Consider the following 12,780-nt stretch of genomic DNA (forward strand, 5'->3'; position numbering starts at 1 on the left):
TAAAAAGTGGAGGGGATTTAAATGAGTTGTTTAGGAAATATAATTTGGTTTATCTTTGGCGGACTGATTGGGGCTATTACCTGGTTTATAGCTGGCTGTCTGTGGTGTATCACGATTATCGGCATTCCTGTTGGCCTGCAATGCTTTAAATTTGCCGGTTTAGCCTTGGCACCTTTTGGCAAAGAAGTTGTTTATGGTGGCGGCGGAGGCAGCCTAATTTTAAATATTCTCTGGTTGATTTTCTCAGGCATTCCTTTGGCTATCGGCCATTTAGGAAGTGCGCTCCTTTTAACCATTACGATTATTGGCATTCCATTTGCCATGCAGTCTCTGAAAATGGCAAAGCTCGCATTGATGCCTTTTGGCGCTCAGATTGTGAGCAGTCGGTATTAAAAGTGTTATACAGTATTGAAAAGATTATCCGAACAAAGATACTAACTGCTTTTCCTTCTTAGCATAATTGGCGCGAAGCGCTGATTAAAAATTAGATGGCAGTTTAGTAGAAAATTGTTCGGATATTTTTATGGAAAAGTTGTTTATCGGGCTGTGAATTTGAAACAATTTTTATACAAAACTTTATTCTGTAGTCAGTCGAAAATCCCGGGGGGAAAAACCAGTATTCTTTTTAAAGACCCGGGAAAATTGCTGAGTATTTTCATAGCCAACAGAATAAGAAATGACTTTCACTGGTAAATCTGATTCGGTCAGTAATTTTTGTGCTTTACGCACCCGCAGAGCCGTTAAATATTCTTTAGGGCTAGTTTCTAGTTCATTTTGAAAAAGTCGATGCAAATAGGTGCGATCAATTCTCAGAGCTTCGGCAATCTCATTGATTTGCAGATTATGCTCATAATTATTACGCATAAATTGAATAGCTTCTGTTAATAGTTGGCTTTTTTTACTGCGGGGCTGTGTCTGTTCAACAGGAAAATGGCTCACCATTTGAAAGAGAATTTCCAGCAGCTTTCCATTTAATAAAATATCGTTATCTTGATGAACATAAGAAATTTCAATCATCTCACTCAGTAGTTCTTTAATCTGTAAACTGTTCGAATTCTTAAAAATAGGATTATTATAAGTTATCGTTGTCCGCTGAAGATATTCTTTAGCCAATGTTCCCCGAAAGCCAATCCAATAAAACACCCAAGGATCCTCTGAATCCGCTACATATTTAATTGGCAAATTCGGTTCAATAAAAAAGAAATCATCTGGACCTAGATTGTAAGTCTGATTGCCGGAGGTAAATTTTCCTTTTCCTTTATAGATATAATGCAACATATAGCCACTGCGGACAGTCGGTCCATAGACATGACCCTTAGCGGTTGGTTCATAACCCCCAGAGTATAAGTAAAGTTGCTCACTTTCAATATGGTTATTAAAAAAATAATTCATTTTTGAAAATCTCCTTTAAATAAGACAAATCCACATTGATTGTCTACATTTCTGCATTTAATTTTAATGGAATTGTCGTTAAAATGAAACTATAAATAATCAAGTTGCAGAAATCAAGGAGGATAAACTGAATGGAAAAAGATTTGAAAAAAACAGTTGCTGAAATAGCTGAAGCTGTCGGTGGTGTTGAAAACATTGAAAAGGTGACGCATTGTGCAACCCGTTTGCGCCTCGTCTTAAAAGATAATAGTGCTATGAATCTTGAGGAGGCTGAAAATGTTTCGTTAGCAAAAGGAGCCTTTGTGGCTGGTGATCAATTACAGATTATCTTTGGGGCAGGTTTAGTCAATCAAGTATATGCAGAATTTTTAAAGAGCTATGATCAAACAATTGATGACACTCAGCCGCAAGCAACACAAAGTAATAAGAAAAAGCAGAATCCTATTCAAACATTTATCAAATCGATTTCAGATGTCTTTATTGAGATTATGCCTTCTATTTTGGCGGCAGCTTTACTAATGGGGCTAACCTCTTTATTGTCGACAAAAGGACTATTTGGTTCTGAATCGATTGTTGAGATGCTGCCACAAATTGCTGGCTTAAACCGAATTATATCCATTGCTAGCTCTGGGATTTTTACTTTTCTGCCGATGATTGTTGCTTACTCTGCAACCAAACGTTTCGGTGGCCGACCAGCTTTGGGCTTAGCTATCGGAGCCATTATGGTGCATCCTAATTTAGGCGATGCCTTTCAAGTTGCCTCTGGCTCAGCTTCAGCAGAACTAGTCGATTTATTTGGTTTAAATGTTGAGCTGGTTGGCTTTCAAGGAGGAATAATCATTGCTCTGATGATTGGCTTTGTGGTAGCAAAACTTGATAATTTCTTTAACAGAGTCTTACCAGATATTATTAAATTTGTATTGTCACCGATGCTGACAATTTTAATTTCTTCCTTGCTTTTATTTATTGTGATTGGTCCGTTAGGCAGAGCCTTGGGGGATGGTTTAACAAACAGTCTACTGTGGATGGCAGAGCATTTAGGAATTTTTGGTTATATGATTTTTGCCGGTGTTCAACAAATTATCGTTATTACTGGATTACATCATACTTTTGGTGCGATTGAAGGGCAATTATTATCAAACACTGGTCGAGATTTCTTAAATCCCTTGATGTCAGTTGCTTTAGTCGCTCAAGGTGGTGCTGTTCTTGGATATATGTTGTTAAACAGAAAGAATAAAAAAATTAGAGAAATTTCCGTTTCAGCTTTTACCTCAGTCTTGTTTGGCATTTCTGAACCGGCCTTATTCGGTGTCACACTGAAATACAAATTTCCATTAGTTGCTGGTTGTTTGGCGGGAGCTGTTGGTGGAGCTTATGTCTATCTGTCGAAATTAACTGCAGTTGGTTATGGTACCACGGGATTACCGGGCTTTACAATTGTTGACCCAGCCAATCAAGGCTATCTGCATTTTGCAATTTCTCATTTATTAGCCATTGGGTTAGGAATTACTTTTACTTTAATTTTAGGCAAGTTCTATAATAAGGGAACCAATCGAGATGTTATCACAGAAGAAGCACGGGAAACTGACATTGAAAATGATGCTGAAGCAATCATCAAAGCGGTGGAGGAATAATGATGGTTGTTGATAATATAGAAAAGTATTTTCGTTTTTCAGAAATTCCTGAAGGCATTAAAGAAGAAGCCACTCAAAAAGTTGCACTGAGTTCTTATCGCCAAAAATACCATATTGAAGCGCCGACAGGTTACTTAAATGATCCTAATGGCTTTGCGTTTTTTAATGGACAGTACCATTTATTTTTTCAATGGAGCCCATATCGCTATGCTAAAGAAAATATTTGGTATCAAGGTTGGTATCATCTGGTCTCGGATAACTTAGTTGACTGGCAATTTTTAGGCCCTGGCATTGAGCCAGATTCTAAATTTGAAACTCATGGGGCATACTCCGGGAGTGGTCTGGCTATGACAGATGAACTACTTTTATTTTACACTGGCAATACACGAACAGCCTCTGGTAAAAGAATTCCTTATCAGATAATAGCTAAGATGAACGAAAATGGTGAGATTGTAAAACGACAATTGCCGGAAGTTATCGGAAATGTTGCCGGTTATACCGATCACTTTAGAGATCCTAAAATTTGGTCCACTGAAAATGGTGAATTTTTGGCAGTAATCGGTTCTCAAAGAAATAATTTAACCGGTGCAGCTTTAGTATTTCATTCGAAGGATACTTATAACTGGCAGTGTCTGGGTGAAGTTGAGACTGGACACAAAGAATTCGGCTATATGTGGGAATGCCCTGATTATTTCGAGTTAGCCGGAGAGGGCGTCCTGATAATTTCTCCTCAAGGGCTTCAGCAAGAGGAGGAGCAGTATCAAAATATTTACCAAACAGGCTATTTTATCGGTAATCCTATATCAAAGAATCAATTAACATTAGGCCAAAACTTAACTTTTACAGAATTAGATTTGGGATTTGATTTTTATGCTCCACAAACGACAATTGCGTCAGATGGCAGAAGAATTTTGATTGGTTGGATGGGGCTGCCCGAGTTGGAGTATCCGACAGAGAAATTTGGCTATTGTGGTACCTTGACCATACCAAGAGAGCTGACTATTGATGGAGGACAGCTTCTTCAAAAGCCTATCAGAGAAATAAAAGCGAAGCGAGGCTCATACACAGCCTTTAGTAAAGAGGAAATGGCATCAGGTCAAAAAGTTTCTGAAGCTTTGGAACTCCAGTTTAAAATTTCAAAATTAGCTCAGGAAAATTTTGAAATTGATTTATGTGGAAATCAGGATTTTTCAGAATACACTAGGTTGTATTATGATGGAAAAAGAGCTGAATTGTGGCTGGATCGTTCCCAATCTGGGACAGTTGTTGGTGAGAACTACGGGACTAAGCGTCTGTTGAAAAAAAATATTCGAGGAGAATTGAGTCTTCAAATTTTTATTGATACAAGCTCAATCGAAATTTTTATTGATGAGGGAACAGAAGTTGCTTCAAGCCGAATCTTTCCGACTAGCCAACAACGTTATACCCGAGGAAACTTTGACAAGGATGTCTCAGTAAAAATTGCTAGCTGGGATATTCAGCATAATAACTGAATGTCTATTCTGATTTAAAGCAATATCTATATAGCCAAAAACTATAACCATAGATAAAAAATCCATATAGGCAAATAACCTATTTTAGATTGCGGAAATAAAATAATTAAAGTAAGATTAAAAAAACGAATAATCAAACGCAATGAGAAAGAAAGTAAAATTTGTCAGTTTTCAACAGAGAGCCTCGGTAGCTGAAAAGAGGTGAGAATCAGCAAATTTGAAAATGGCTTTTGAGCGGGTGTTCCAAGACAAGGTTAAGGAGCACACGGGGTAATCCTCGTTAGGAAAATTCCAGTATTTTAGTAGCTAAAGTATTGGCAGAGGTAAAAGGTAACTTTTACAAATTAAGGTGGTACCATGTCAACGACATCCTTAGAAGAATAATTCTTCTAGGGATTTTTTTATTGATGGAGTCCACGAATCTAGAAAAAATCGGAGGAAATTTATTATGTGTAAAACAGTCAATCGTTATGAAATCGTCGGTAGTTTTTTAAGACCAGAAGCTTTGAAGGAAGCGAGAAGTGCTTTTGAAGCGGGCAATTTAACGCAAGCGGAATTAACGAAAGTTGAAGACCAGGCCATTGCTGATCTCGTGGAAAAACAAAAACAAGCCGGCTTAGAAGTTTTTAGTGATGGTGAATTTCGCCGCAGCTATTGGCATTTAGATTTCTTTTGGGGCTTTAACGGTGTCGAACATATTGTCAGAGATCAAGGCTATTTATTCCACGGCGAAGAAACCCGAGCTGATTCTGCCCGCTTATCAGGAAAAATTGCCTTTAATCCAGAGCATCCGGTTTTTGCGGAATTCACTTCCTTAGCCAAATTAGTTGCGCCAGAAAAAATTCGCCAAAGCATCCCCGCACCAGCACAATTATTTGCCGAATTAGTTCGGGAAGACAACGAAGACTGGGTTAACCGCTTCTATCCTAATCGGGAAGATTTATATGCTGATATCGCTAAAGCTTACCAAGAAACACTGCAGCATTTGTACGATTTAGGCGCCCGTCAAGTTAAATTGGATGACTGTACTTGGGGCATGCTCGTGGATAAAAATTTCTGGGAAACGATGACCAATGGGGAATACGACACCAGTGCTTTGCAGGAATTATATTTGAAGTTAAATAATGAGGGCGTTCAAAATTTGCCAGAGGATTTGAAAATCACTACTCACATTTGTCGCGGGAATTACCATTCGACCTGGGCCACTTCTGGTGGTTATGAACCAGTCGGTGAAGTTTTATTTGGTCAAGAAGATGCCGATGCCTTCTTTTTAGAATTTGACGATGAACGCTCAGGTGACTTTTCACCATTGCGCCATCTTCCTGAAGATAAATTAGTTGTTCTAGGCCTAGTCACCAGTAAAGATGGTAAATTAGAAGATAAAGAAGCCATCATCAACCGGATTCACGAGGCCACAAAATATGTTGACCTCGATCGAATCAGCCTTTCACCCCAATGCGGCTTTGCCTCGACCGAAGAAGGCAATATTCTTACAGAAGAAGATCAGTGGAAAAAACTGCAGCTGATTAAAGAAATCACTGAAGAAGTTTGGGGCGCGGCTTAAAATAATCACCAATCAAAAATGCGGACTATTAGTAGTTCGTATTTTTTTGTAACAAAAAAATAACCCGCCAGTGGGTGGCTGGCGGGCAAGGAGTTAAAAATGAAAAAGTGTTTTTTAGGGTTGTTTGTTGGTATGCATTTATAATACAATGCAAAACTTAAGGTGAGCCTAAGAAAGTGTAACCTTTTTGTGAAGTTGTATTAAGGATTCCTTAAGAAGCTTATGAATTCCTTACAGCAACTAACAACTTAAAAAAATTATTCTTCGTCAGCTAATTGTTGATGGGCTAAAGCGACTTGTGCTTGCACCTGATCAAAGCCGGTGCCGCCTAAAGAATGGCGGCGGGCGATAGCTGTCTTGGAGGAAAGCGTATCGTAAATATCTTCTTCAATTAGTGGTGTAATCTCTTGATACTCAGTTAACGGCACATCCTGCAAGTAGATGCCTTTTTTGGTGCAGGCCAAAACCAATTTACCGACCACTTCATGGGCTTGTCTAAAGGGCATACCTTTAGCTGCAAGATAATCCGCTAGCTCAGTTGCATTGGAGAAATCTTTTTCAGTGGATTCTGCCATGTGGGCTTTGTTTAATTTCCACGTATCCACCATGCCCGCCATAATATCTAAGCTAGTCAAAATAGTATGAGCCGTGTCAAACATGCCTTCTTTATCCTCTTGTAAATCCTTATTATAAGCTAGCGGTAAACCCTTCATCACCGTCAACAGACCAAATAAGTCGCCGTAGACCCGACCGGTTTTACCGCGAATTAATTCTGCCATGTCGGGATTTTTTTTCTGGGGCATAATCGAGCTGCCGGTGGAAAAAGTATCCGTCAGTTCAACGAATTTAAATTCGTTGCTGGTCCATAAAATAATTTCTTCGCAAAAACGCGAGAGATGCATCATCATAATCGATGAATTGCTTAAAAATTCTAAGATAAAATCTCGATCGCTGACAGCGTCAAGACTGTTGGTGTAAATATTAGCAAAGCCGAGTTCTTTAGCCGAAAATTCCCGATCAATTGGAAAGGTTGTGCCGGCTAAAGCAGCAGCACCTAAAGGCGAAATATCAATCCGTTTCAGGCTTTCAGCAAAACGTTCCTGATCTCTCGTCAGCATGCCGTAATAAGCCATCATGTGATGACCAAAGGAAATCGGTTGGGCATGTTGCAGGTGAGTATAGCCGGGCATAATCGTTTCGATATTTTCCTCAGCTTGATGGACTAAGACCTTGCGGAAAAAATGAATTTTTTCTACGACTTCTTTGACAATCTCTTTTAAATACAAATGCATATCTGTCGCCACTTGGTCATTGCGACTGCGGGCAGTATGAAGTTTGCCAGCGACAGCCCCGATTTCTTCGGTTAAATATTTTTCAATATTTAAATGAACATCTTCATTTTCAATGGCGAAGGTCAATTCGCCATCTGCCAGTTTTTTTGCAACAGCTTTTAAGCCTTTCGTAATTTCTGCAGCCTCAGCCTCGGTAATAATTCCCGTATGAGCCAGCATTTTCACATGGGCTAAAGAGCCGGTAATATCTTGTTTCGCTAATTTTTGGTCGAAGGGAATTGATGCGCCGAACTCATCAATCCATGCTTCACTTTGGCCTTCAAAACGGCCACCCCAAAGTTTTGCCATAAATTGGTCACCTCTTCTTTTTTTCCAGTATATCAAAAAATGCTTTTAAAAAGCGGAGAAAGTAATTTTTCTCGTAAAAAAGAGGCTATGACACTAGTCTTTTTAACAGATAATCCACCAAACTATATTGATTTGCTTCTGAGGTCAACTGAGTCCACTGAAGTAAATTTTCAATATGTTGCTGCTTTTACTAACTAATCTTCGCAGCGTTCGGTTCTGTTTGAACTAATGTCACAGCCTCCAAATTTCTAGGGGAGAGCAGTTACAGGAAGCCTTTAATTTTTAGAAAATGGACTTCTCACTTAAGTAAACTGCTAAATTAAAAATTGGCGATTTACTGGTTTCCTTATTTCCTGTTAAGTAAGAAAAGAAACTCACTAAAAGTAAATCAAGATGTCAACGGACAAAATTATTTTCTCTCGGAAAAGTTTGCCTCACATCAGTTGCATCAGCCAAATTATTTCAGATTAAGCATTAGGGACTGCTTGGTCAGCTTTTAGTTTGCTTTGCACTTCAGCATTAACTTTTGTCGGTAGACCCCACAGCTTGATAAAGCCAATTGCAGCATCTTGGTCAAAGGTATCCGCAGAAGTATAAGTAGCCAAGTTTTCATCATATAAGCTGTTGTCAGATTTCCGACCTTCAACAATGCAGTTCCCTTTAAATAATTTCACCCGCACAACACCATTTACATAGACTTGGGTTGATTTTAAGAAGGCAATCAAGGCATCTGTTAATGGATTGAACCAAAGGCCATCATAAATCGTTTGGCTCAATTGATTTTCAATCGTTGGTTTGAAGTGAGCTACTTCCCGTACGAAAGTCAAATCCTCCAACGCTTTATGTGCAGCGATTAACGTTACCGCACCGGGACATTCGTAAACTTCCCGAGATTTAATGCCGACTAACCGATTTTCAATGTGATCAATCCGACCAACACCATGCTTGCCGGCAATTTCATTTAATTCTTGAATCAAAGGATATAACTCAAAGGCTTTGCCATCTAAGGCTACTGGCACCCCTTGTTCAAAAGTGATTTCAATAATATCAGCGGTATCAGGCGTATCCTCCAACTCAGCGGTAATTTCATAAGCACCCTTTGGCGGCGTTGCCCATGGATTTTCTAAAATTCCGCATTCACAAGCCCGGCCCCATAGGTTTTGGTCAACTGAATAAGGATTGTCTAAATCAGCAGGGATTGGCACACCTTTTTCAGCAGCGTAAGCAATTTCTTCCTCCCGTGACCATTTCCACTCCCGCACTGGAGCAATCACTTTTAAGTTTGGATCTAAAGCGGCAATCGCCACTTCAAAACGAACTTGGTCATTCCCTTTACCAGTACAGCCATGGGCAATTGTTGTTGCGCCAGTTTGATGGGCGATTTCAACTAATTTTTTGGAGATCAAAGGCCGGCTTAAAGCAGAAACCAATGGGTAAATTCCTTCATAATAAGTGTGGCCTTGTAAGGCGATTAAAACAAAATCCTTGGCAAATTCTTCTTTGGCATCAATTGCATAAGATTCACTAGCACCAACTGTTAAAGCTTTTTCTTTAATGAAATCAATATCTTTTCCTTCGCCGATGTCCAAACAAACGGCAACGACATCATAGCCTTCATCAACGAGCCATTTAATTGATACGGAGGTGTCTAAACCACCGGAGTACGCTAAAATTACTTTTTCTTTCATGATTGTTTCTCCCCTTAATGCTTTTGTTTTGATGAAAGTATCATAACACCCTTTTCAAAGAGATGCAAGCAAAAAGTAAATAAATATACACAAAAAGTTAAATAATTCAGTTAAATATACGTTTAATCTCGTTTATGCAAGGAAAGCATGCATAAATTCTTTTTAGAAAATTTATAATTCAATCTATAGAGAAGCACCTTTTTTAAATTTTCGGCCTGCTGAAATTGCTTCCAAAAAAAGAATAGTGTAAAGTTTAGTGAAGGGCATTTGTTGCCTAAAATAATTAGCGGAAACGAGGAAATCAGATGTCACAATGTTCCCAAGCAATTGCAGCTTTACAAGAAAAATTAGTCGCCAAAGATGCCCACCAGCCGGAGTTTTTGCAGGCTTTAGAAGAATTCTTACCAAGTATCGTGCCTTTTTTAGAAGACCATCCTGAATATTTGGAAAAAAATATTGTGGAGCTGATGGTAGAGCCGGAAAGAATTATTCAATTCCGAGTGCCTTGGCAAGACGATCAAGGAAATTGGCAGGTTAACCGGGGCTTTCGTGTCCAATTTAATTCGGTGATTGGCCCTTATAAAGGCGGCCTGCGTTTTCATCCAACCGTTGATTTAAGCATTTTAAAATTTCTCGGCTTTGAACAAATTTTTAAAAATAGTCTAACCGGTCTGCCGATTGGCGGCGGTAAAGGCGGCAGTGATTTTGATCCTAAAGGAAAATCCGACAGCGAAATCATGCGCTTTTGTCAGAGTTTCATGACAGAATTGTATCGTCACATCGGTCCGTCGCTGGATGTTCCCGCCGGTGACATCGGCGTAGGAGGACGAGAAATTGGTTATTTATACGGCACTTATCGCCGCCTGCGGGGAGCAGAAGCGGGCGTTTTAACAGGTAAAGGGTTAGAATACGGCGGCAGCCTCGTGCGGACAGAAGCAACTGGCTATGGTCTGGTTTATTTTGTCAGACATTTACTAAAAGAACACCAAGATTCCTTTAAAGGTAAAACAGTTCAAGTCTCAGGTAGCGGCAATGTTTCGATTTACGCAATTCAAAAGGTGCAGGAATATGGCGGCAAGGTCATTACTTGCTCGGATTCCAATGGCTATATTGTCGATGAAGCGGGCATTGATTTAGCTTTACTGAAGGAAATTAAAGAAGTGAAACGCCAACGTTTAACTGAATATCAAAAAGCACGACCACAAGCTGAATATTTTGAAGGCAGCGTTTGGAATTATCGTGGCAATATTGATATTGCGTTACCTTGTGCAACACAAAATGAAATCAATGAAGAGCATGCTGATATTTTAATTGCCAATGGCGTTAAAATTATCGGCGAAGGGGCCAACATGCCGACCACTTTAGCAGCCGTTAAAAAAATCCAAACAGCGGGCATTATTTACTGTCCCGGAAAAGCAGCCAATGCTGGTGGCGTTGCTGTCTCCGCTTTAGAGATGGCCCAAAACAGTCAACGCTTAAACTGGAGCTTTGAAGCCGTTGACCAACAGCTAGACCGTACCATGGCGACGATTTATAAAAATTGTAAAGAAACTGCTGAAAAATATTCCCACAAAGATGATTTATTAACGGGCGCTAATATCGCCGGCTTCGCTAAAGTTGCTAAAGCAATGTTAGCTCAAGGCTTAGTGTAAAAGAGGAAGACAAAAATGTACGATGAATTATTTAAAGAAGTTGATTTAGATGTGATAGAGCTACCGATTGAAATGATTGACGGCAAGACACAGTTTAGCGCGTATATCCGCCAACTGCCTTTTACCGCAGCAGAAGGGGAGTCACGCCAGGCCGTTTTTCGCAAACTGGCCGAAGCCTATGCAATCTATCGTCAAGAGCATCTTCCTAAAGAAGAGGACGAGCCAGAAGAAAAACAGCTGACCATTGATGAGTTGCTTCGTTATTACGACGGCGAGACGATTGATGGCTATGGAGATTTTTTCAAGGAATAAAGTATAACCAGCCCTCAACTAATCTGAAATAGGATTGGTTGAGGGCTGGTTTTTTGCGTTTGAAATAAAAATTGTATTGAAGAAGTAACGACATTTATTTAGTGATATTCTTTTAATAATTTTAATTCCGTGATGTTCAAAAAGTTTTGCGTTGCTAAAGCAAAACCGCCGAAGAGCGTTGCTTGATCTTTAAGGGTGGTGTTACGGATAAACAAGTTATTGAGGTAGCGATTAGTGATGGAGGTTTTCAAATCGTCTATCAACTCCGGTATTTTTCGATAAACGGAACTGTTGATAATTACCACTTCAGGGTCATACAGCATGGCAACATTATTCACACCAATACTAAGTAGTTCAGCATTTTTCTTTAATAGCTCGATTGTTGCAGAATTATCAGCCTCAACTAATTCCTGAATGATTTGTGAGTTAATTTTTTTCAAATTCACTTGTTTATTAATCGAATCATACAAAACTTTGTGGGAAACATATTGTTCTAGACAGCCCTTGTTACCGCAGGGGCAAGCTTTACCATTCGGACGTAAAATTGTATGACCGATTTCACCACCACGACCATGCTCACCTAATTGAATTTCACCATTCTCAACAATGCCGGCCCCTACACCACTGTGCATGCTGATGGAAATAATTTTTTGCGATTTTGAAGAAAAGGTATATTCCCCCAAAGCAGCCAAATTCGCTTCATTCTCTAAAAAAATTGGGAAATTACATTTTTGACTAATCTGTTCATGCAAATCCATCGTATCTAAATCGTAGTAAGGGGTAAAAATAATTTTGTTTTCAAAAACAATTCCGTGAATAGCGATACTCATCCCAATAATCCGATGGTAAGTATCAGGTTGATTGTCAATAAAATAATCGACTAAGGAGGACAAATGCTTCACTACATTATCGGCCTGGACCTTGACATCCTTTTTACGAATTGTTTCAATAACCGTACCATCGAGATAGGCGAGCATCCCTTCAATGTAGTCCACCCCTAAATCAATAGCAATCACTAGCGCAGAATGGCCGTTGAAGGTAATCATCGTCGGTTTTCGGCCGCCGACATTTGAAGAGCTGCCAATGCCCACCTCAGAGATTAGCTGGTCATCAATTAATTTTTTTACTATCGAAGAGACTGAAGCTTTATTCAACTTGGTAATGTTGGATAATTCTGCGCGGGAAATTTCGCCTTTTTTTATCACTTGCGCTAAGACAGTCGCCTCGTTTTGTTCACGAATTGTATATTTAGTGGAAATCATCTCATCAATCCTTTTTATTTTTTCATTTAAATTATACTATATTTCTTTTTGAAAACGCTTGACAAAATTCTTTGAGTATTTTATATTTACATCACAAGGTTAGTTTATTATACAAACAAACTTAATTCAAGTAAAATTTAGGA

10 protein-coding genes and 1 other annotated feature are annotated in these 12,780 nt (G+C 39.2%); of the genes, 6 read left to right on the top strand and 4 right to left on the bottom strand.

Translation table 11 applies throughout. The features are described from left to right. The first annotated feature begins 21 nt into the window (after nt 1-21). Entirely contained in the window at nt 22-393 is a 372-nt protein-coding gene (locus AC1Z3S_RS09155) for a YccF domain-containing protein (protein WP_461740119.1), read from the top strand. Nucleotides 394-576: 183 nt separating this feature from the next. On the opposite strand, the gene AC1Z3S_RS09160 is transcribed toward AC1Z3S_RS09155, so the two are convergent. Continuing rightward, on the bottom strand, nt 577-1,392 hold the full coding sequence (locus tag AC1Z3S_RS09160; RefSeq protein WP_461740120.1) for an AraC family transcriptional regulator: 816 nt from the start codon (nt 1,390-1,392) through the stop codon (nt 577-579). A 131-nt stretch (nt 1,393-1,523) separates the two neighbouring features. Here AC1Z3S_RS09160 and AC1Z3S_RS09165 point away from each other — a divergent pair, with 131 nt between their 5' ends. From AC1Z3S_RS09165 to AC1Z3S_RS09175, 3 genes are all read left to right on the top strand, one after another. Further along, nucleotides 1,524-3,026 (top strand): PTS transporter subunit EIIC, encoded by a 1,503-nt coding sequence (locus AC1Z3S_RS09165; protein WP_461740121.1) that lies wholly within the window; start codon nt 1,524-1,526, stop codon nt 3,024-3,026. A 2-nt stretch (nt 3,027-3,028) separates the two neighbouring features. Continuing rightward, entirely contained in the window at nt 3,029-4,519 is a 1,491-nt protein-coding gene (locus AC1Z3S_RS09170; protein ID WP_461740122.1) for a glycoside hydrolase family 32 protein, read from the top strand. A gap of 133 nt (nt 4,520-4,652) precedes the next feature. After that, nucleotides 4,653-4,896 (top strand) — a binding site (T-box leader). 71 nt (nt 4,897-4,967) lie between these two features. Continuing rightward, the gene (locus AC1Z3S_RS09175) at nt 4,968-6,083 is read left to right on the top strand and encodes a 5-methyltetrahydropteroyltriglutamate--homocysteine S-methyltransferase (protein WP_461740123.1); all 1,116 of its coding nucleotides are present in this window, start codon (nt 4,968-4,970) and stop codon (nt 6,081-6,083) included. Nucleotides 6,084-6,340: 257 nt separating this feature from the next. Here the strand turns inward: AC1Z3S_RS09175 and argH are convergent, their stop codons facing one another. Further along, nucleotides 6,341-7,723 (bottom strand): argininosuccinate lyase, encoded by a 1,383-nt coding sequence (gene argH, locus AC1Z3S_RS09180; protein ID WP_461740124.1) that lies wholly within the window; start codon nt 7,721-7,723, stop codon nt 6,341-6,343. A gap of 467 nt (nt 7,724-8,190) precedes the next feature. Further along, nucleotides 8,191-9,411, bottom strand: coding sequence for an argininosuccinate synthase (locus AC1Z3S_RS09185; RefSeq protein ID WP_322597295.1), 1,221 nt, complete (start codon nt 9,409-9,411; stop codon nt 8,191-8,193). 305 nt (nt 9,412-9,716) lie between these two features. On the opposite strand from AC1Z3S_RS09185, the gene gdhA reads away from it, so the two are divergent. Together gdhA and AC1Z3S_RS09195 are read left to right on the top strand one after the other, a co-directional pair. Next, complete coding sequence (gene gdhA, locus AC1Z3S_RS09190; RefSeq protein ID WP_461740125.1) at nt 9,717-11,063, top strand: NADP-specific glutamate dehydrogenase; 1,347 nt, start codon at nt 9,717-9,719, stop codon at nt 11,061-11,063. Between the two features lie 15 nt (nt 11,064-11,078). Beyond that, the gene (locus tag AC1Z3S_RS09195; protein WP_461740126.1) at nt 11,079-11,375 is read left to right on the top strand and encodes a hypothetical protein; all 297 of its coding nucleotides are present in this window, start codon (nt 11,079-11,081) and stop codon (nt 11,373-11,375) included. 98 nt (nt 11,376-11,473) lie between these two features. Here the strand turns inward: AC1Z3S_RS09195 and AC1Z3S_RS09200 are convergent, their stop codons facing one another. After that, nucleotides 11,474-12,637 (bottom strand): ROK family protein, encoded by a 1,164-nt coding sequence (locus tag AC1Z3S_RS09200; RefSeq protein ID WP_461736219.1) that lies wholly within the window; start codon nt 12,635-12,637, stop codon nt 11,474-11,476. Nucleotides 12,638-12,780 lie beyond the last annotated feature (143 nt).

The organism is Enterococcus sp. LJL90 (genome assembly GCF_056924355.1).

Bases quoted from the DNA above. Each gene is read 5' to 3' on its own strand.
- AC1Z3S_RS09165 (WP_461740121.1), top strand. From the start codon at position 1,524: ATGGAAAAAGATTTGAAAAAAACAGTTGCTGAAATAGCTGAAGCTGTC.
- AC1Z3S_RS09175 (WP_461740123.1), top strand. From the start codon at position 4,968: ATGTGTAAAACAGTCAATCGTTATGAAATCGTCGGTAGTTTTTTAAGA.
- AC1Z3S_RS09160 (WP_461740120.1), bottom strand. From the start codon at position 1,392: ATGAATTATTTTTTTAATAACCATATTGAAAGTGAGCAACTTTACTTA.
- AC1Z3S_RS09195 (WP_461740126.1), top strand. From the start codon at position 11,079: ATGTACGATGAATTATTTAAAGAAGTTGATTTAGATGTGATAGAGCTA.
- AC1Z3S_RS09200 (WP_461736219.1), bottom strand. From the start codon at position 12,637: ATGATTTCCACTAAATATACAATTCGTGAACAAAACGAGGCGACTGTC.
- AC1Z3S_RS09185 (WP_322597295.1), bottom strand. From the start codon at position 9,411: ATGAAAGAAAAAGTAATTTTAGCGTACTCCGGTGGTTTAGACACCTCC.
- AC1Z3S_RS09170 (WP_461740122.1), top strand. From the start codon at position 3,029: ATGGTTGTTGATAATATAGAAAAGTATTTTCGTTTTTCAGAAATTCCT.
- argH (WP_461740124.1), bottom strand. From the start codon at position 7,723: ATGGCAAAACTTTGGGGTGGCCGTTTTGAAGGCCAAAGTGAAGCATGG.
- gdhA (WP_461740125.1), top strand. From the start codon at position 9,717: ATGTCACAATGTTCCCAAGCAATTGCAGCTTTACAAGAAAAATTAGTC.
- AC1Z3S_RS09155 (WP_461740119.1), top strand. From the start codon at position 22: ATGAGTTGTTTAGGAAATATAATTTGGTTTATCTTTGGCGGACTGATT.